We start from the raw sequence: 19,875 nt of genomic DNA on the forward strand, positions 1-19,875 counted from the left end.
CGGGGCAACCGCTGACACGAGCAGGAGCAGCCGATCATGCAGGGCAAGAAGATTCTCGTCACCGGCGGGACCGGGCAGGTCGCCAGGCCCGTCGCCGAATCGTTCGCCTCCGGCAACGAGGTGTGGTGCCTGGGCCGGTTCGGCGACCGGCAGGCGCGCAGGGCCCTCGAGGAGCTGGGCGCCCGCACCGTCACCTGGGACATGGCGACCGATGACCTGGAGGGCCTGCCGCGCGACTTCACCCATGTGCTGCACTCGGCCGTGCACCGGGGCGACGGCAAGGACTTCGAGGAGACCGCGCGCATCAACGCCGTCGGCACGGCGCGGTTGATGACACACTGCTCCGCGGCCGAGGCGTTCCTGTACGTCTCGTCCGGGGTGGTCTACAACCGGGCCGACCGGACCCATCGGTACCGGGAGAGCGATCCTCTGGGCGGGGCGGCGCCGTGGCTGCCCACCTACCCCGTCGCCAAGATCACCGCGGAGGGGGTGGTGCGCGGCCTGGCCGAGGCACTCGCGCTGCCGACGGTGATCGCTCGCCTCAACATCGCCTACGGCCCGTACGGCCACGGTGGCGTGCCCATGATCTTGTTCCGGGAGATGCGCAAGGAGCAGCCGTGCGCGGTACCCCGCGACGGGCAGAACTACTGCAACCTGCTGCACACCGATGACGTCGTCCGCCAGGTGCCGCTGCTGTGGGACGCGGCCCAGGCGCCCGCGCGCGTGGTCAACTGGGGCGGTGACGAGGAGGTCGGCATCACTGACCTGCTGGAATACATGTCCGCGCTCACCGGAGTGCCGGTGCGGCTGGACCGCGGTGACTACAGCCGGGAAACAGCGATCTTCGACCATGACCTCCGTCGTGGCCTGATCGGCGACTGCTCCGTCGGCTGGAAGACCGGAATCGCCCGCACCCTCGCCGACCTGTTCGAGGAATACCGCGACCGCATCGACGCCCACGTCGAGGCGCACGGAGCCGAGATATCCAAGTGACACAGAGGAGTGGAGAACGAGCATGCGCAGGTCCGCTGATATCGACGCGCTCCAGCAGGTGCTGTGCGCCGCCCTCGGGTCCCGTGCGCCTGTATGCTCCCTGGCCCGAATAGGCAAGGACGCCGGTGCGTTCGCCGTCCTGGACCCCGCGGTGCTCGAACGCCCCACCCTGGTCGGCGGGGGATCCCCGTACAACCCGACCAGTCCAGCCCCCGCCCCGCACGCCGTCGATGAGCTGGTCGGCCGGGCGGAGGAGCTGGGCGTGCCCCAGATCCTCGTGCCCGGCGTGCGCCGCAGCGACGACACCGGCGCGCTGCGGGCGGCGGGTTTCGCTCCCGTCGCCGCCGGGAGCGAGTGTGTCGTCCGGCTGACCGGGGAGGTGGACGACGTCCTGCGGCAGCGCGTCGGCGCCGAGCGACTCGGCGACCTGCGTCGCCACCACGAGGAGGTCGCCCATGAAGTCACCTGGGAGCGCATCCCGCTGAGTGAGCTCGACGGGAAGCCCTGGGCGCGGGACGCCTTCGTGGAGCTCCACCGGCGCCAGGCCGAGCGCGACGGAGGCCACGGCAATCTGTACAACGCCGACGCCCTCGACGCCCTGGCGCGGGGGGAGTTGGCGGAGCGCACCGAGATGTTCGTGCGCCGCGGAGAGAACACCGTCGTCCAGGCCGGGCTCATGACCACGTCCCACAACGGCAGGGGAATCTACTGCCTCACGCAGGCCATCGACCACGACGCCCCCGTCGCCCGGCGCGGCCTCCACGACGCGTCCGTGTACCGGCTGTACCTCCATGCCCGGGACTCCGGCCTGGACTGGGTCCACCTCGGCCGGGAGGACGCCGACCGCATGCGGCGCCTCGGAGCCGACCTGTTCATCCCCCTCGACCACTGGCTGCGCGCCCCCGGCCTCGCGATCCCGGAGGAGAAAGGGGAGCAGGCACTGTCGGACTTCGCGGCGCCCCCCGTCACGACGGTGCCGGTCCCGGGCCCGGCCCGCTTCCGCCATGTGCCACGGTTCGACCAGATCGACCTGTCGAGCAACACCAACCCGTTCCTGGGCGCCGACGGCAACTATCCCGAGCTCGACACGGCGGAGCTCGCCCGGACGTATCTGTCCACCGTCGCGAAGCTGCCCGGCCATGACGGTCTCGACGCGCTGAGCGCGGACCATCTGCTGTTCAGCAGCGGGGCGGTGGACGGCGTCCTGCTGCTCCTGTCCGCGCTGGCCTCGCCGGGCGAGGGCGTCTGCGTCACGCCCCCCACCTTTCCGCTCTACGACCACTTCGCACGCGTCCTGCGCCTGCCCGTCACCGAGGTGCCGCTGTGCGGGGAGGACCTGTCCCGGCTGGACACCGAGCGCATCCTGGCGGCCGATCCACGGGTGACCATCCTGTGCGATCCGAACAACCCCGCCGGGACCAGGCTCGATCCGGCGCAGATACACACCCTGCTGGCGCGCGGCCGGGGGCTGGTGGTGATCGACGAAGCCTATGTCGAGTTCAGCGAGAAATCCTCCTACGCGGGGCTGGTCGCCCAGCACGAGAACCTCATCGTGCTCAGGACACTCTCCAAGGCGTGGGGGCTCGCCGGCGCCCGCTGCGGGATCGTCCTCGCCCAGCCCGGCATCATCGAAGCGCTGCGGCGGGTGCAGGTGCCCTTCGGGTTCACCAACGCCTCGCAGCGCGCCGTACGGGACCGGCTGACCAACTCCCGGCCGGTGCTCGACAGCATTCGACGCATCCGAGCCGAGCGTGATCGCCTGGCCGAGGCACTGGCCGATCACCCCGCCGTGGATCGGGTGTTCCCCTCGGAGACCAACTTCCTGCTGGTCCGGTTCCACAAGTACGAGCGCGTCGTGGACCGACTGGACGCCGCGGGGATCCTCGTCGCCGCCATCGGGCGCGTCGTGCCCGATACCTGCCGCATCACCATCGGTGACCGGCGCGCCAACGACACGCTGCTCGAAGCACTCTCCTCCGCCCTGTGACCCCAAGACCGAAAGGATGCGGTTCGTGGGTAATGGTCCTCGCCCCGATGTCCCCCTGGCCTCCACCGTCGTCGCCGAAGGATTCGCCCGCTGGAGTCCGCCGCTGAAGGCCGAGTTCGACAGCAACGCCCACCACGGCTGCGTCGGCCAGTCGCTGCTGAAGGAGACCGATGAGCTGCGTATCTGGGAGACCCGTCTGCACCCGGGAGAGCGGATTCCCGTCCATCGACATGTGCTGGCCTACCACTGGACAGCCCTCACCGACGGCCGGGCCCGCCAGCACAACGGCGACGGCAGCACGCGGGAGATCTCCTATGTCCGTGGCCAGACCCGGTACTTCGACCTCGCGACGGGGCGGTACCACCTTCATGATCTGAAGAACATCGGCGATGACGTTCTGTCGTTCCTGACCATTGAGACGAAGAGTGGGCCGAACGAGCCCCTCCGGCTCGGGTAGCGCCCCGGCGAGGGCCGGACGCCGGCCCGCAGGTCGAGCGTGACCTGCGGGCCGACGGCTCAGCTGCCCTTCTTGGTGACCACGAACCGGTCGATGACCAGATAGTCGATCTCGGTGGCGAGGAAGCACTCCAGCGCGTCCCGCGGTGAGCAGACGATGGGCTCACCGGCCACATTGAAGGAGGTGTTCAGGAGGCAGGGCACATCCGTCCGCGCCGTGAAGGCGCGCAACAGCTCCGCGAGCGCGGGGTTCTGCCGCTCGTTCACCGTCTGGACGCGGGAGGTGCCGTCCACATGACAGGCGCCGGGAATCCGCTCCTGGTACTCCTTCCGCACCGGGAAGACGAACGTCATATAGGGGGACGAGGCCTTCTTGCCCATCTCGAAGACGCGTGGCGCCTCGGACTCGAGGATGACCGGCGCGAAGGGGCGGAAGGGCTCCCGGTGTTTCACCCGGAGGTTGATGATGTCCTTGATATCGGGGAAGGCCGGATTGGCGAGGATGCTGCGGTTGCCCAGGGCGCGCGGTCCGAACTCGGCGCGGCCCTGGAACCAGCCGACGACGTTCTTGCCGGCCAGCAGCTCCGCCGTTCTGTCGGCGACCGCGGCGGCGTCGGGCTCCTCCTGCCACTCGACACTGTCCGTGAACTCCGCCAGCGCGTCCAGGACCTGGCTCTCGTCGTACGAGGGCCCCAGGTACGGGGTGGTGACCGCGTCGGCGGGCCGGTTCCGCAGACCGGCGGCGTACACGGCCGCGCCGATGGCCACACCCGGGTCGCTGGCCCCGAAGCTGACCTCCATGCCGGTGAAGGGCGACCTCTCCAGCATCTTGGTGTTGGCCACGCAGTTGAGCGCCAGCCCGCCCTCGAAGAGCAGGGTGTCCAGGCTGGAGGCCGCGGTCAGTGAGCGCACCTGATGAGCGGTGATGGCCTCGACCATGTGCTGCGCCAGTCCGGCGACCTTGACGCGGAAGTCGAACTGCTCGCGCTTCTCGCTGTCGCCGTCGAACAGACTGTCGAACAGTGCGTAGTAGGCCCCGATGTCCCGGGGGATGGAGATGGTGTACGAGCCGTCCTCGTGCAGCCGCACCACGCGTTCGAGCAGGGGGTTGTGGCGCGGCGGCGGGCCGTACGCGGCCAGGCCCATCACCTTGTACTCGTCGTTGTTGGGAACGAACCCCAGATAGCGGGTGATCCTCCCGAAGGCCACACCCAGCGAGCTGGTCATGGGGACGGTGCTCTCGTCGAAGAGCCGGACCACGCCGTTCCGCAGTTCCCCCATGACGGAGGACAGGGTCTCCGCCCGGCCGTCGCTCACCAGGAAGGCCGCGTCGCCCCCGCCGGCCAGATAGGCGCCGCACATGAGATGGGCCAGATGATGGGGCACCAGGCTGAGCTTGTTGGGGTCCAGTTCATAGCCGGTGCGCTGGACGAAGTCGTCGTACACCGCCTCGCGGCTGAGCATGCCGGAGTAGAGCTCGCCCGTGCTGCGCAGGGCGTCGAACTTGGCCGTGACCGGTATGTCGGAGTCGCATATCTGCGAAATCATCTCCTCGGCCACGGCCGGCGAAAAGCGCCAGGGGAAAGCGAAGACATCCACCTGGTCGAGTTCGACACCGGCGGAGCTCAGACACCATTCGATTGCGTTGGCCGGAAAGTCGGAGGTCTTCTTGACCCGGCTCAGCCGCTCCTCCTCGACCGCCGCGACCATCTCGCCGTCGATGACCAGAGCCGCCGCGGCGTCATGACCCACCAGGAGATTACGGCCGACGCCGGTCGCCCCGTAAAGACGCCCAAAAAGTTCCGCACCTCTGCTGAATCCGTTGTAACCGAGCACGATCACTGGTTCTCAGCCTCCCAAGCACGAAATAAGCAACATGGCGGGCCGGTTACTCGGCCCGCAGGCCGGGTCCGGCCTCGTTGAATCGCGCGATCTCCTCGATCGTCTGTCGCAGTTTCAGCTCGTCCGGGTCGGACACGATCGCCTGCCCGACGCGGCCGTACGGTCCTACCGGCGCATCGGGGGATGAAGAGTAATGGAGCTCATCGAAACGGAAGTTGCGTTCGAAATCCTGTTGAGTCAGATTGCCGGCGGGAGCGGAACGCAGCAGGATGTATCCGTGAAAGCGCTCCGGTGCGCTGTTGTTCGCCAGTGCCTGAGACGCCCCTTCGCCGAGCGCGAGACTGATTTCGACGTCGAAGAGGTCGACGCCGTACGTCAACTTGTTGACCTGAGGGGACAGTGCCCCCGGGAGACGGATGGCGCACTCGCCGAAAGTCAGCCCTGTTTCTTCGGTGAACGCTTCCAGATGGAATACGCAATCAGGTGCGTTCAGGCTTGTCAGTACGTGCCCGGCGAGCGTCTCCGCCTGATGGAAAAGTGTCGAATGTTGCCTTCTGTCCAGCGTGTACGCGGCCAGGATGTCGCCCCGTGCGGCGCTGAGCGGTGAGACGTGGTAGCTGCTCATGGACGACCATCGAAGATCGCCGTTCTCCCAGACGCCATCGATATAAACTTCCGGGGCGTCTACGAAGGACTCGGCGACGATCGCGACTTCCGACTGGCCCGGGAATGGCTCCAGGGCCTGCGAGTACTCTTCCGGGGAACGGACGATGCTCGTACGGAGGGCGCCGGCTCCGGTCGCCGGCTTGATGACGAAGGGATTTCCCAGATCGTCCGCGAGATCGGTGAACGACGTGTCGCGTGACGCGTATCGGCAGCGCGCTCGCTTGATGTCGCGGGGCAGTGCGCTCTTCTGGAGGTACTTGTCCCGGAAGTACAGGACTCTCTTCGAGTCCGTGTTGCCGGGAAGGTTCAGCTGTTGACGGAGATAGGCTGCCCCGAATACTCCCATCTCATGGACGCTGAGCACCCCGGCCACATCGTCGATGCGCGCGGACAGCACTGCTCGCAGTATTTCCTGGGCGTTCTCGATGTCGTCGACGCGTGTGAAGTCGCGGTCCTTCGGCGGGATCGCCGGTGGCTGTACGAGATAGTAGGGGTCCAGGCCGCGGCGGCGTATTGCCTGATCGAGATCTTCCCGGTATCCGATAACAATCATTGTCGGCATTCTTGCCTCCCCGAGGTGGCATCTTTTCACAGGGGAGCAGATTTGTGATCCATTGCCGATGGGCTGTGATGCAAGTCACAAGGCGGAGTTGCGAGTTGAATAATGTGCAGGAATGGAATCGCTCACCCCATTCCTGCACAGCCGTCACCGCCCCGCCGACTTATCGCGCGGCGTCCGCGAGCAACTTCAGCGCGAGCTGCTGAAGTTCCGGGCCCGCCTTTTCCGGGCTGCCGGTGTCATAGGGCGGGGCGGGGTCGTACTCCACGGCGAGCTGCATGGCCTGCGCCGTCCGTTCGTCGGACAGGCGGGCGGCGAGGTGCAGGCCCATGTCGATTCCGGCGGAGACCCCGGCCGCGGTGATGATCTTCCCGGCTTCGACGAACCGGCCCGGGGTGTAGACGGCGCCGGCGTCCGCCAGATAGGGGCGGGATGCCCAGTAGGTGGTGGCGGGCAGGCCGCGCAGCAGCCCGGCGGCGCCCAGGATCAGCGAGCCGGTGCACACCGAGGTCGTCCACGTGGACCCGCGGTGGATGCGCCGTATCCAGTCCAGGACCGCGGTGTTGGCCATGGTCGCCGTGGTGCCGCGCTGGCCTCCGCCGGGCACCAGCAGCACCTCGGCCCGCGCCACGCTGTCCAGCGAACGCATCGCGACCAGCCCCAACTCGCCGGTGTCGGTACGGACCCGCCCGGCCTTCTCGGCCACGATGGTCACCGTCACCCCCGGCACCCGGCACAGCACCTCGTACGGGCCGACCGCGTCCAGCGCGGTGACCCCGTCGTACAGCAGCACCGCCACCCGCACCTTGGGCTCCCCGGGGTCGCCCGCCCCCGCGTCGCCGCGTGTTCCGACCTCCTCGGCCCGTGCCGACGACGCGGCGCCCATCGTCGTCAGTCCCGCGCCCATCCCGCTCGCCGCGGCCGCCTGGAGCAGCCTGCGGCGATTGCGGTCCACCTCTGCCATGCGTGACTCCCTGATTCGCGCAAGAGCCGGCGGGGTGCCGGCGAACCAGGTAGTCGCTCCGGGGCGCGGGTGAGTTCCGGCGGCCACGCGCCATCCCGTTTCCGGAAATTTTTCGGGCCCGGTGACCTCAAGATCCCCATGGCGATCGAGATCTGTCGCTCGGTGCCGAGAAGGCGCAGTTCAAAAGGTCACCAGCACAAGCGTGACGGGAAGTTCCTTCCGGAACTGTTCCGGAAGAGAGCGTTGACGCTGTGTCAGTCCCGCAGCATACTCCGCATCGATCGCCATCCGCGGCGGGCTCCGGCGGCGCTGCGAACAGGTGCACCTCCACCACGCCCGTCAAGGAGGAACAATGCTCGGAAGCGCGCGCAACCGCATACGGATCGGGCTCATCGCCGCGGCCACGGCCGCCATGGCGGCGCTCTCGGTGGCTGCCTCCCCGGCGACTGCCTCCCTGGCAGCCACGCCCGGGGAGGCACGCGGCGATGCGGCCTGGGCCAACTGCCCCAACGGCTACGTGGGTCTGACGTACGACGACGGGCCGAACCCCTCATCGACGCAGGCGCTGCTCACCGCTCTGCGGGCCGGCGGGGCCAAGGCCACCTTCTTCGTCTGGGGGCAGCACGCCGAACAGTACCCGGACCTGCTCAGGGCCGAGCAGGCGGCGGGCATGTGGATCGCCAACCACACCGCCACCCACGCCCACCTCACCCAGATCGGCGAACCGGCCGCGTACAACGAGATCGCCACCGCCCAGAGCACCATCCAGCGCATCACCGGACAGGCGCCCACCCTCTTCCGGCCGCCCTACGGGGAGACCAACGCGCAGGTCAAGTCGGACGCGGCCCGCCTCGGGCTGACCGAGGTCCTGTGGAACGTGGATTCCCAGGACTGGAACGGCGCCGGCACCCAGCAGATCGTCCAGGCCGCCGCCACCCTGCGGGCCGGCGGCATCATCCTCATGCACGACGGCGGTTACCAGAGCACCGTCGGCGCCGTGCCGCAGATCCTCAGCGGGCTCGCCGCACGGGGGCTGTGCCCCGGCCGGATCACCGCGGGAGCCGGCGGCACCGCGGTCGTCACCGCCCCCTGAGCCCGTCGGCTCCACCGCGGCGGCCCGGCTCAGCGGAGGTGATCGGCCGTGGCCGCCGCGGCCAGGGCGAGCAGAGCCGCCGTGTCGTCCAGGGCGGCCGGGTCTTCGGAGAGCCTGCTGGTGGCGACCCGCACATGGGGCTCGGAGTAGGAGACACAGAAGCGGCTGCCCGGGGAGACGGTGACACCCCGGGCGGCCAGGGTGACCAGCGCGGAGGTCTCGTCGGCGACCGGCACCCAGAGCATGAGGCCGTCCCGGTTGAGGGTGGGCACACCGAGCCCGGCGAGCCGCTCGGCGAGCGCGCCGCGGCGCAGCGCGTACCGCTCGGCGGCCTCCTGGACCCGGCGGGTGGTGGCCGCGTCGGTGAGCAGGTGGGCGAGCGCGTCCTGGAGGATGCGGCTGGTCCAGCCGGAGCCGAAGGTCCGCAGGACGCGGGCGCGTTCGATCAGTTCCCCCGGGCCGCCGACCACGCCCAGGCGCAGATCGGGCCCGTACGCCTTGGAGTACGAGCGCACCAGGGCGGTGCGCCGCGGGAGGTGCGTTCCGATGCTGGCGGCCGGGCGCGTGGCGAGCGGGCCGATGCCGTCGTCCTCGAGGACGGTGACGTTCGGGGCGTCCTCCAGCAGGGCGGCCAGGGCCGCGGCCCGCTCCTCACTGAGCGTCCAGCCGCAGGGCGCCTGGGCCCGGGACTGATGCAGGAACAGCGCGGGCCGCTGGTCCAGGGCGCGGGCCAGCGCGTCGGGCCGCGGGCCTTCGGCGTCGCAGGCGACGGGCACGACCTGGGCGTCCAGGGCTTCGAGGATGTCCAGCAGGCGGGCCGCCGTCGGGTCCTCCACCATGACCCGGTCGCCGGGGACGATCAGCGCCTGGCACAGCAGTTGTACGCCTGAGTAGCCGCCGTCGATGGCCATCCACGCCTCGGGCGCGAACGGCCAGGTGTCGCGCACGGCGTCGAGGAGCCCGTCCGTGATGGCGGTGCGGGAGTAGTCGTTGAGCAGCGGGGTGCGCGCCCCGGCGAGCAGGGCCTCGGCCGGCGGGGGCAGCAGGGCGGGGTCCGGTGCCGCCACGGCGAGATCGAGGGTGAGATGGGCGCCGAAGTCGCCGACGCGTTCGTAGCGGACCGGGTGCGGCACCGACGGGGGGCCGCTGACCACGCTTCCGCGCCGGCCGAGCGTGGTGATCATCCGGTGCCGGCGCAGCACGGCCCAGGCCTCGGCCACGGTGCTGGGGCTGACGTTCAGCTCACCGGCCAGGGCCCGCACGGTGGGGAGCGCGCTTCTGGGGGCCAGCTCACCTGACCGGATCAGATCGGTCATGGCGGCCGCGATGCCGTGGGCGCTCGCGTCCTTGATGTGCCCCGCGAGTCTGCTGGTCGGCCATGCGCCGTCCGGTCCCCCGACCTTGCCGTCTCCGCTGCCCACCGGCTCATTCCCCCACATCCGCGCTCCATAGCCGCCTGTGCGCACTCAGGTTACGACATGGAAAAACTATGTTCAGTAACAAAGCAGATCTTGTTTGCCTTCTCTTCCGAACAATAGCCTTCCGGTCATCGCATGGATGAAAACAAGCCATGTGCGCCATGAACGAGCTTTGTGTGTCATGTACCAACCGCTAGGAGTGCGTGCTGTGTCTTCGCCCACGATCCGTCTGGGACTCCGCGACTGGGACCACCTGGTGCCGCTGATGTCCGGGCGGGTGCAGGTCCCGGGCTTCCAGGTCGAGATCGACGCGCGGGACGTCACTCCCGACGTGCTCGCCGAGCCCGGTCTCGACGGCGGGGAGACCTCCTTCAGCCGCTATGTACGGGCCCGCGCGGCGGGCGACGACCGGCTGGTCGGCCTGCCCGCGTTCGTGATGCGCGGCTTCCGCCACCGCTGTGTGCTGGTGCGCGCCGACAGCCCGCTGCGCTCGCTCGAGCAGCTCGCCGGCGCCCGGATCGGACTCACCGGCTGGCCCGACTCCGGCAACACCTGGACCCGGGCGCTGATCCGGGCCGCGGGCGTGGATCTGTCCGGCATCCAATGGCGGGTGGGGCCGCTGGCCGCCGGGGAGGTCGGCAAGGACCGGCTGGGGGACCGTCCGCTGCCGCGGCACGTCTCGGCCATGGCCGAGGGCGAGTCGCTGGTGGGGGAGCTGGCCGCGGGACGGCTTGACGCGGTCCTCACCCCGTTCATGCCGACCGAGTTCTTCACCCCGGACAGCCGCTTCCGGCATCTGCTCGACGACCACCCGGCCGCGGAGCGCGCCTACTGGGCGGCGACCGGATTCGTGCCCGGCATCCACCTGGTGACGCTGAAGAAGGAGGTCGTCGAGGCCCACCCGGAGCTGCCCGCCGCCCTTCTCACGGGCCTCGAGGCGTCCAAGCGGCACTGGCTGGAGCGGCGGCGGCTGCTCGCCGACACCACGCCCTGGCTGCTGCACGCCCTCACCGAGTCGGCCGAGGTCTTCGGCGCGGACTGGATGCCGTACGGCACCGAGCCCAACGCCGCCATGACCCGGGCCTTCTGCGAGGAGCTGCACGCCCAGGGCATAGCGCCCGAGCCCATCGACCCCGCCGTCGTCTTCCCGCTCCCGTCGGCCGCCGCCGTCCCCGCCGCGTGACGCCGCCGTCCCCCGTCGGACCTGCCCACTTCACCGATCGAGACTTCTTGGAGCACCGCACCATGCGCATCGCCGTAGGACAGTTCGCCGCGAGCCCCGACTGGAAGGAGAACCTGGGCGCGTGCCTCGACCTCGCCGCCGAGGCGGACCGGGGCGGCGCGGACCTGCTCGTCCTCCCCGAGGGCGTCCTGGCCCGCTTCACCGAGGACCGCCACCGCATCCGCGAGGTCGCCCAGCCGCTGGACGGCCCGTTCGTCACCGAACTCGCCGCCGCCACCGCGCACAGCTCCACCACCGTCGTGGTGGGCATCCACGAGCCCTCCGACGACGGCCGGGTCTTCAACACCCTGGTGGTGCTCCGCGCGGGCGAGCTGATCGCCCGCTACCGCAAGATCCACCTCTATGACGCCTTCGGCGACCAGGAGTCCGCCAACGTCCGCCCCGCCGACGAACCCCCCGTCGTCGTCGAGGTGGCCGGCACCAAGGTGGGCCTGATGACCTGCTACGACGTCCGCTTCCCCGAGCTGGCCCGGCTGCTGACCGACGCGGGCGCCGAGGTGCTGGCGCTCCCGGCCGCCTGGGTGCGCGGCCCGGCCAAGGAACGCCACTGGGAGGTGATGATCGCCGCGCGGGCCCTGGAGAACACCTGCTGGGTCGCCGCCAGCGGCGAGTCCGGCCCCCGCAACATCGGCAACAGCCTGATCGTCGACCCGCTCGGCACCGTGCGCGCCCGGCTCGCCACCGGCCAGGGCCTGGCCTGGGCCGAGGCCGACCCGGGCGTCACCGCCGCCGCCCGCAGCACCCTGCCCGTCCTCGCCAACCGGCGGTTCGCCGTCGACCCGACCGTCCGTCCCCTCGGCACCCTTCCCCTCGGAGCCTGATATGTCCCCCAGACGACTCGCCCTCGCCGCCGCGGCCGCTCTGTCCTGTACCGCCCTGCTCGCCGCCTGCGGCTCCAACCCGCCCCAGGCCGACGGCGCCGCGGGCGGCAAGGGCACGGCCGCCGCGGCGGGGTCCCAGCTGACCGAGGACAAGGAACTGCACGACCAACTGCCCGAGAAGGCACGCCGGTCCGGGAAGCTGGTATCGGTCAACAACGGCTCCTTCCCGCCGTACGAGATCGCCGGGTCCGACGGCCACAACCTCACCGGGGCCTCCGCTGACCTCTCGGCCGCGCTCGGCAAGGTCCTCGGCGTCACCATCGAGCATGTGACGACGGACGGGCTGCCCAGCGAACTGACCGGCATCAAGGCCGGCCGCTACGACTTCGCCATCGGCCCGGTCGGCGACTTCAAGGAGCGGCAGAGCGCCAACGACTTCGTCGACTGGGTGCGCGAGTTCGTCGTCTTCGCCGTGCCGAAGGGCAACCCGAAGGGCATCGCCTCCCTCGACACCGCCTGCGGCCGGAAGATCGCGGTCATGGCCGGCGGCTCCGCCGAGGGCGTCATCAAGAAGCAGTCCGAGAACTGCGTGAAGAAGGGCAAGTCCGCCGTCCAGGTCCAGTCGTACAAGGACCAGCCGTCCTCCGTCCTCGCCGTCAAGTCCGGCCGCGCCGAGGCCTTCTTCTCCTCGCAGGCCCCGCTGACGTACTTCGTGCAGCAGTCCAAGGGCGAGCTGGAGCTGGCGGGCACCGGGCAGTCCAACGGGTTCGACGACCTCTACCAGGGAGCCGTCGTACCCAAGGACGGACCGCTGCGCGACGTGCTGCTCAAGGCGATTCAGAAGCTGATCGACAACGGCACCTACGACCAGGTCATGGCGAAGTGGGGGCTCAAGGACAACGAGCTGAAGAAGGCCGGCGTCAACCTCGCCACGTCCTAGGCCCGGCTCCGGATGACTCACGAAAGGAGGTGAGCCGCCATGGCCACCGAACCCTCCCCGGAATCCCGGGACCACACCCCGGCGGATGTCGCCGTCAAGGAGCGGGCGACCCACCCGCACGCCCCCGACCAGCCCGTGGACGTGGCCGACGCCGTACCCGTACGGCATCCGCTCCGCTGGCTGTCCGTGGCGGTCCTGGCGGTCCTCGCCGCCCAGCTCGGACACTTCCTGATCACCAACCCCAACTTCGAGTGGGGCACGGTCGGCGAGTACTTCGGCGCGCAGGTCTTCGGCCAGGGCATCGTCACCACCATCGAACTCACCGTGGTGGCCATGGCGATCGGCATCGTCGGCGGCGTCTTCGTCGCGGTGGGCCGCATGTCGGAGAACCGGGTGCTCAGCGCGGTCTGCGGCACCTACGTCTGGTTCTTCCGCGGCATACCGGTCCTGGTGCAGCTGATCTTCTGGTACAACCTCTCCGCGCTGCTGCCCCGGATCTCCTTCGGCATCCCGTTCGGCCCCGAGTTCATCAGCGCGGAGACCAACACCCTGATCAGCCCCTGGCTCGCCGCCATCCTCGGCCTCGGCCTCAACGAGGCCGCGTACATGGCCGAAATCGTGCGCGGCGGCCTGCTCGGCGTCGACCACGGCCAGACCGAGGCCGCCTCCGCGCTCGGCATGGGCCGGGCCCGCATCCTGCGCCGGATCGTGCTGCCACAGGCGATGCGCTTCATCGTGCCGCCCACCGGCAGCCAGGTCATCAACATGCTCAAGGCGACCTCGCTGGTCAGCGTGATCGCCCTCGCCGATCTGCTCTACACCGCGCAGTCGATCTACAACCGCACCTTCGAGACCATCCCGCTGCTCATCGTGGCCTGCCTCTGGTACCTGGTCATGACCTCCGTGCTCTACGTCGGGCAGTCGTTCATCGAGCGCTACTACGCCCGCGGCAGCAGCCGCAACGCCCCGCAGAGCTTCTGGGACTTCGCGCTCTTCCGCCGCCGCGCGGCGCGGACGGCCCCCGTAACGGAGACCTCCTCATGACGACCACCCGCCCGATGGTACGGGCGCACCAGGTGCACAAGCGGTTCGGACATGTGGAGGTGCTCAAGGGCATCGACCTGGAGGTCCACCCGGGCGAGGTCGTGGTGCTCCTCGGCCCGTCCGGCTCGGGCAAGTCGACCTTCCTGAGGTGCGTCAACCACCTGGAGCCGATCGACTCCGGCTCCGTCCACGTCGAGGGCGAGCTGATCGGGTTCCGCCGGGCCGGCTCCCGCGTCCACCATCTGCGGCCCCGCGAGGCGACCCGGCAGCGGCGCGACATCGGGATGGTGTTCCAGCACTTCAACCTGTTCCCGCACCAGACCGCCCTCGGCAATGTCATGGAGGCCCCGGTCGGCGTCCTGGGCGTGCCCAAGGCCGAGGCGCGGGAGACGGCGCTGCGGCTGCTGACGCAGGTGGGGCTCGCCGAGAAGGCGGACGCCTACCCGCGCCAGCTGTCCGGCGGGCAGCAGCAGCGGGTGGCCATCGCCCGCGCCCTGGCCATGCGGCCGAAGCTGATGCTCTTCGACGAGCCGACCAGCGCCCTCGACCCCGAACTGGTCGGCGAGGTCCTCGCCACCATGCGGGACCTGGCGCGCGGTGGCCTCACCATGCTGGTGGTCACCCACGAGATCGGCTTCGCCCGGGAGGTCGCCGACCGCGTGGTCTTCATGGACGGCGGCCGGATCGTCGAGAGCGGCCGCCCCGAGGAGGTCCTGGACAACCCGGCCAACCCGCGCACCCGGGCGTTCCTCAGCCGTTTCCTGTGAGCCGGACGGTACGTTGCCGCGGCCGCTCGCCAGGGTAAGTGACCTGGCAGCGGCCGAGCCGGGCCCGGGCCGTGGTCGGCCGGGCCCCGGCGGCCGTCGGACACGGGGGAGAGCACGGGGTGGACGACAAGCGGCACCACAACGACAGCGGGGACCGCGGGCCGGTGCTGCGCGCCTGGGCCGACCTCGCCACCCGCCAGGCCAACGAGGTGCTGCGCCGGCCGGCGAACGACCCGGGGCGGACCGCCGCGCTGTGGCAGTCCATGCAGCATCTCGCCGCCATCGAAAAACTGTTGCCCGCGGACGATCCGCTCCGGGACGGCGTCGTCCCTTCGCTCGGCATCCTGATGTGCGTCTGGCTCGACAGCGGCGGACCGGACCAACGGCGCGACGCGGGCGGGCGGGCACGGCAGTTCGCCCTGCACCACCTGCGCTGGGCCGACCGCACCGGGCCGCTCACCGACCCGCTCGCGGTGCATGCCCGCAGAGCGCTGCTCTGGCTGCTCGTCCCGGCACACTACGCGCGAGCCATGCGAGCCTTGCGCCAAGGCCCGCGCCAGGAGCCGCCGCTTCGTGCCACGGGTCCGCAGCCACTGACCGGATCCGTGGCGGACGACCTGGCGGAGGCCACAGGGGTGCTCAGCCGCCTCGCCCAGGTCCCGGAAGATCCGCAGCTGCTCCGACTCCTCGGGTTTGTGGTGTCGGAGATCAGGCTGACAATGTCCGCCCTGTCCGGCTCGCTCGAGGAGAACACGACGGAGCAGACGGGCACGGCCCCCCTCGGGGAGGACGCGTTGGCCGACGCCGTCCAGGGCGTACTCGCCTGGGCCTCCGAGGACATCCCGCGGTTCACGGGTCTCCTGGTGTGGCTGTGCCACGCGGTGTACGAGCTCAGGGTCTCCGCCGAGAAGGCCGACGAGGAAGTGGCGGCCCTGGGCCTGGACCAACCGGTCTTCGCACCGCTGAGCGAGCTGCTGATCGGGCTCAGGTCCGGAGAGGACGACCCCCAGGCGCTGGCCGAGGACACCCGCCGCTGCGCGGACGTCGCCCGGCGCGCCCTGCGGGAGTTGCCGGCGGACGCACCCGAACGGGGCCGCATGGCCAAGCTGCACGCCGCTCTGCTGGTCCAGGCCAACTTTCTGGTGCCCGGCACGATGGACTTCGACGAGGTGGACGAGGCCGTGTCGGAGCCCGACCCCGAGCCCGCCGGCCGTTTCGGCGGGCCGGGCCAGGTCACTTTGGAACAGTGGCTGACCAGCCTGATCAATGCGGTACGGGTGCAGCAGACCGGCGATCTGGCACACCTGGAGCGGGGTACCGCCCGGCTCCGGGAGATGATCGACGGGCTGTCCCGGGAGGGCGAGAAGGCCATGCCCGCCCGGCAGGCCGTGGCCAGCGCCCTGGCCGGGCGCGTCAACGCGGCGGCGATGCTCGGGGGCAGCTACCAGGCCGCCGACGCCGCCCTGACGATGGCCAGGGAACTGCGCGCCGCCTACCGCCGCGACGGCTCACCACCGTCCAGGGACCTGGTCAGCGCGATGGTGTTCGCGTCCTACCAAGAGCTGGCCCTGGCCCGCCGCAGCGACGACCCCACCGTGCTGCCGCGCCTCATCGAGGAGCTGACCGACCTGTACGCCACCCTGCCGCCCGACCAGGAGAACCGCTTCGCCATCGCCGTCATCCTGGCCGATGCCCATCAGGAACAGTCCGCCCGCAACCCGAACCCGGCCGAACTCCGCGCTGCGGCCCGGTACCTCCGGGACGTGGCGGAGACCGACCAGCGGCAGATCACCGCCTTGCTCACACCGTACTTCCCGGCCGTACGGGCCTCGGCGATGATCCAACTGGTCATCATCGATCCCGGCCGGGACGCCGCCGACCAGGCCGTCGCGGAGGTCCATCGGATCCTCGAGGGACCGCAGCCCACCGCCCACCAGGAAGTCCGGCTGCGGTCCCACCTCGGCCGGGCCCTGCTGCACACCGCCCGCCACCTCGATGACCCGGACCTGCTCGACCAGTGCATCACCGAGCTGGCCCGGGTCCGCGAGCTGATGGCCCAAGGGCACGGCCCGCCGCACACCGCCGACGCGCTGGCCCAACTGTCCGAGGCCTACTGGCTGCGCCGCGACCGTCACGGTCCGACCGCGAACGACGACGTGAACGCCAGCCTGGTGACCCGAGGGGAGGCGCTGGCCAGGCTGGCCGCGGACGTCCTCCTCCAACTCGGCTCCGAACACGGCCTGGCCGTGGCCCGCACCGGGTCGGCGCAGGCACTGTGGCTGGCCTTCTGGAACACCGTATGCTTCCGCCCCGCCGATGCGGTGGACGCGCTGGAGATGGGCCGGGCCCTGGTGCTGCGCGCCGCCGCAGCGTCTCGCGGCATTCCCGAACTCCTCGAAGCCCGCGGCCACCCCGACCTGGCCCGCCAGTGGCGCGCCGAAGTCGCGGCGCACAGGCTCGCGCCCGGTACCGACGCCCCGCTCCTGGGCGGGCCCACGGAGCGGCAGATCCCCGGCACCCTGCGCCGCAGGGCACTTGACGCGCTGGGCGCGGGCAGCGACGCGGGCGTCCGGAGCCTGCTCGACCCCCCGGACCTGGCAGGGCTGAAGGCCGGCCTCACCGCCGCCGGCGCCGACGCGCTCGTCTATCTCATCCTGGGGCTCCACTCCGGCCAGCCCGGCTTCGCGCTGATCCTCCGCCCCGACACCGGTGACGCGCCGCCCGCTGTCCTGAAGCTGCCGCTGCTGACCCCCGGCAGCCCGCCGCTGGAGCGCTATCTCGACGCCACGGCCCGACGCTCCCGGGCCGCCGCCGACGCCACGGCCGACGCGAGCGGGCAGGCGGCGTCGGACCGGCATTGGCAAGCGGCGCTGGACGAGTTGTGCGACTGGGCCTGGCCCGCCGCGGTGGGCCCCGTCCTGGCGGCCGTCGGGCCACTCAGCCGGCCGCCGAGGATCGTGCTGGTGCCCTGCGGGGCGCTCGGCGCGGTCGCCTGGCACGCGGCCCGCACCCCGTACGGGCGCGACGGGCGCCGGTACCGGTACGCCTGCGAGGAAGCGGTGCTCAGCTACGCCCCCTCCGGTGCCGAGTTCCTGCGGGCCGCGGCCCGGGACCGGCTGCCCACCGACGCCGGGCAGGTCCTGGTCGCCGACCCCGAACTCTCCCTCCTGTGGGCCGGGATCGAGACCGAGGCGCTGCGCGCGGCCTGCTACCCGGACGGCCTTCGCTACGGCGAGTTCCCCACGCCCGGCGTCAGCGACGCGCCGGGCACCCCGGAGGACATCCTCGCCGTCCTGCCCGGCGGCGGCTCCCCGGCCGCCGTACTGCACATCTCCTGCCATGCCCTGGTCGGACCGCATCCCACGCGCTCGGCGCTCTGGCTCGCCACCCCGCCGGACGGTCCCCATGACGCCGGACGCCTGACCGTGGCCCGCATCCTGGACGGCACCGCCACCGGGCAGCCGGACGCCGCGGGCCCGTTGGTGGTGCTCAGCGCCTGCGAGACGGACCTGAGCACCCGCAACCACGACGAGGCCCTGACCTTGTCCACCGCCCTGATCGCCCGTGGGGCGGCCGACGTCATCGGCTCGCGCTGGGCCGTCCGCGATGCCTCGACGGCTGTGATGATGGCCGTCTTCCACGACTTCGTCACCACGCACGGCCTCGCCCCGGCGGACGCACTGCGCGCCGCCCAGATGTGGATGCTCAACCCGGACCGCGAGCCCCCGCCCACCCTCCATGGCGACCTCCGCGGCGAAGCCGCCCGTACCGACCTCGACCGGATCCAGCTCTGGGCCGCCTTCACCCACCAGGGCAACCCGTCGGCCCGTTGAGTCCGGGCGCGCCGGCGGCCCGCGTTTTCCGGTTCCAAAAGTCCTCGGACCGACCCTGTCTTTACCAAGTCCAGGACTCGCTCCCGAACGTATCGATTCCCTCGAACGGCACCTTTGAGGGAAAGTCCTATTAAGGATTCTGAACCTGTGTGCCACGGGCCTGGCCAGCGGACTCGGCATGTCAGAGGCGTCGTTGCCCACCTGGACCCGGGCCTTCCGGGCTCAAGGGCCGTTCGACCGGGGCGCGAGCCGATCCGGGCATCTTCGGGCAATGTCCGGCGTGTTGCTTTACTGTTTCTTGGTCTCCTGTAAACCTGAGCATGCTGTTGCACAATCCTTGCGCAACAGCGAGAGGTTCCGAACTCAAGGGGATATCATGCTCTGCGGAAATGCCCTGCGCGAGGAAATCCACTCGCCTCGCACCACACCCCTCATCGGTATCTACGACATGTACTCGGCGTCGATCGCCGCCCGGCACTACAACGGCTTCTTCGTCTCCGGTTTCGGCTTCGCCGCCTCGCATTACGGACTTCCCGATATCGGCTTCATCGCCTGGCCCGACATGGTGGCCTTCGTGGAGCGGCTGCGGCTGGCCTTCCCCGAACACCATCTGCTCGTGGACATCGACGACGGCTATGTGGACCCCGAGGTCGCCTGCCATGTGGTGCAGCGGCTGGAACGCACCGGGGCCTCCGGGGTGATCCTCGAGGACCAGAAGCGACCGCGCCGCTGCGGCCACGCGGACGGCAAGCTGATCCTGCCGCTCGAGGAGTACCTCCAGAAGCTCCACCTGGTGCTGAACAGCAGGAAGGACCTGGTGGTGGTGGCGCGCACCGACGCCACCGAGGAGTCCGAGATCCTGCGGCGGGCGGCCGCGCTGGCGGAGACCGACGTGGATGTGGTGCTGGTCGACGGGGTGCGGAGCGTGGAGTGGATCCGCAAGGTGCGCGCGGTCATCGGCGACAAACCCCTGCTGTTCAACCAGATCGCGGGCGGGAAATCGCCCCGGCTCTCCCTGTCCGAGCTCACCGAAATGGGCGTGGACGTCGCGATTTACAGCACCCCCTGTCTCTTCGCCGCCCATGGCGCGATCGACGGTGCGCTGCGGGAACTGAAAAGGGCGGACGGGCGGCTGCCCGACACCGTGGAAGCCGGCGCCGTCGGGGTCAGGGGCTCCACGGAATTGCTGGAGAAAAACATCAGCAGGCACCACGGAAATCGCCGTCCGGTCACGGTCTGACGCGGGAGC

At 70.5% G+C, this 19,875-nt stretch carries 15 protein-coding genes; 11 read left to right on the forward strand and 4 right to left on the reverse strand.

Annotation, left to right across the window (positions count from 1 at the left end; all coding sequences use genetic code 11):
* Positions 1 to 36: 36 nt before the first annotated feature.
* From ABTY62_RS01990 to ABTY62_RS02000, 3 genes are read left to right on the forward strand one after another with little or no spacing between them, the layout of a single operon-like run.
* Positions 37 to 993: an NAD-dependent epimerase/dehydratase family protein gene (locus ABTY62_RS01990; RefSeq protein ID WP_352127380.1), complete on the forward strand. Its 957-nt coding sequence runs from the start codon at positions 37 to 39 to the stop codon at positions 991 to 993.
* Between the two features lie 22 nt (positions 994 to 1,015).
* Complete coding sequence (locus tag ABTY62_RS01995; RefSeq protein ID WP_352127381.1) at positions 1,016 to 2,980, forward strand: aminotransferase class I/II-fold pyridoxal phosphate-dependent enzyme; 1,965 nt, start codon at positions 1,016 to 1,018, stop codon at positions 2,978 to 2,980.
* A gap of 16 nt (positions 2,981 to 2,996) precedes the next feature.
* Positions 2,997 to 3,437 carry a cupin domain-containing protein gene (locus tag ABTY62_RS02000; RefSeq protein WP_352127382.1) on the forward strand — a complete coding sequence of 147 codons (441 nt, stop codon included), beginning with the start codon at positions 2,997 to 2,999 and terminating at the stop codon, positions 3,435 to 3,437.
* Between the two features lie 59 nt (positions 3,438 to 3,496).
* On the opposite strand, the gene ABTY62_RS02005 is transcribed toward ABTY62_RS02000, so the two are convergent.
* The 3 genes from ABTY62_RS02005 to ABTY62_RS02015 form a co-directional block, all read right to left on the reverse strand.
* Positions 3,497 to 5,278 (reverse strand): carbamoyltransferase family protein, encoded by a 1,782-nt coding sequence (locus ABTY62_RS02005; RefSeq protein WP_352127383.1) that lies wholly within the window; start codon positions 5,276 to 5,278, stop codon positions 3,497 to 3,499.
* Between the two features lie 46 nt (positions 5,279 to 5,324).
* Complete coding sequence (locus ABTY62_RS02010) at positions 5,325 to 6,506, reverse strand: ATP-grasp domain-containing protein (RefSeq protein ID WP_352127384.1); 1,182 nt, start codon at positions 6,504 to 6,506, stop codon at positions 5,325 to 5,327.
* 160 nt (positions 6,507 to 6,666) lie between these two features.
* Positions 6,667 to 7,308, reverse strand: coding sequence for a DJ-1/PfpI family protein (locus ABTY62_RS02015; protein WP_502997388.1), 642 nt, complete (start codon positions 7,306 to 7,308; stop codon positions 6,667 to 6,669).
* A gap of 511 nt (positions 7,309 to 7,819) precedes the next feature.
* Between ABTY62_RS02015 and ABTY62_RS02020 the strand changes: the two genes are divergently transcribed.
* Positions 7,820 to 8,560 (forward strand): polysaccharide deacetylase family protein, encoded by a 741-nt coding sequence (locus ABTY62_RS02020; protein ID WP_352127386.1) that lies wholly within the window; start codon positions 7,820 to 7,822, stop codon positions 8,558 to 8,560.
* A 29-nt stretch (positions 8,561 to 8,589) separates the two neighbouring features.
* Here ABTY62_RS02020 and ABTY62_RS02025 read toward each other — a convergent pair whose 3' ends face one another.
* Positions 8,590 to 9,999, reverse strand: a complete 1,410-nt coding sequence (locus ABTY62_RS02025; protein WP_352127387.1) for an aminotransferase class I/II-fold pyridoxal phosphate-dependent enzyme — start codon at positions 9,997 to 9,999, stop codon at positions 8,590 to 8,592.
* A 187-nt stretch (positions 10,000 to 10,186) separates the two neighbouring features.
* Between ABTY62_RS02025 and ABTY62_RS02030 the strand changes: the two genes are divergently transcribed.
* The 7 genes from ABTY62_RS02030 (at position 10,187) to ABTY62_RS02060 (ending at position 19,866) form a co-directional block, all read left to right on the forward strand.
* On the forward strand, positions 10,187 to 11,161 hold the full coding sequence (locus ABTY62_RS02030) for a substrate-binding domain-containing protein (RefSeq protein WP_352127388.1): 975 nt from the start codon (positions 10,187 to 10,189) through the stop codon (positions 11,159 to 11,161).
* 62 nt (positions 11,162 to 11,223) lie between these two features.
* Positions 11,224 to 12,042: a nitrilase-related carbon-nitrogen hydrolase gene (locus tag ABTY62_RS02035; protein WP_352127389.1), complete on the forward strand. Its 819-nt coding sequence runs from the start codon at positions 11,224 to 11,226 to the stop codon at positions 12,040 to 12,042.
* Position 12,043: 1 nt separating this feature from the next.
* On the forward strand, positions 12,044 to 12,982 hold the full coding sequence (locus tag ABTY62_RS02040) for an ABC transporter substrate-binding protein (protein WP_352127390.1): 939 nt from the start codon (positions 12,044 to 12,046) through the stop codon (positions 12,980 to 12,982).
* Between the two features lie 39 nt (positions 12,983 to 13,021).
* On the forward strand, positions 13,022 to 14,026 hold the full coding sequence (locus tag ABTY62_RS02045) for an amino acid ABC transporter permease (protein ID WP_352127391.1): 1,005 nt from the start codon (positions 13,022 to 13,024) through the stop codon (positions 14,024 to 14,026).
* A gap of 14 nt (positions 14,027 to 14,040) precedes the next feature.
* The gene (locus ABTY62_RS02050) at positions 14,041 to 14,793 is read left to right on the forward strand and encodes an amino acid ABC transporter ATP-binding protein (protein WP_352127460.1); all 753 of its coding nucleotides are present in this window, start codon (positions 14,041 to 14,043) and stop codon (positions 14,791 to 14,793) included.
* Positions 14,794 to 14,831: 38 nt separating this feature from the next.
* Positions 14,832 to 18,626, forward strand: coding sequence for a CHAT domain-containing protein (locus ABTY62_RS02055; protein WP_352127392.1), 3,795 nt, complete (start codon positions 14,832 to 14,834; stop codon positions 18,624 to 18,626).
* Positions 18,627 to 19,002: 376 nt separating this feature from the next.
* A complete protein-coding gene (locus ABTY62_RS02060) occupies positions 19,003 to 19,866 on the forward strand; it encodes an isocitrate lyase/PEP mutase family protein (RefSeq protein ID WP_352127393.1) in 864 nt (287 codons plus the stop codon).
* Positions 19,867 to 19,875 lie beyond the last annotated feature (9 nt).

Origin of the sequence: Streptomyces sp. NPDC097640 (assembly GCF_040302705.1) — a bacterium.
Lineage (GTDB): Bacteria > Actinomycetota > Actinomycetes > Streptomycetales > Streptomycetaceae > Streptomyces.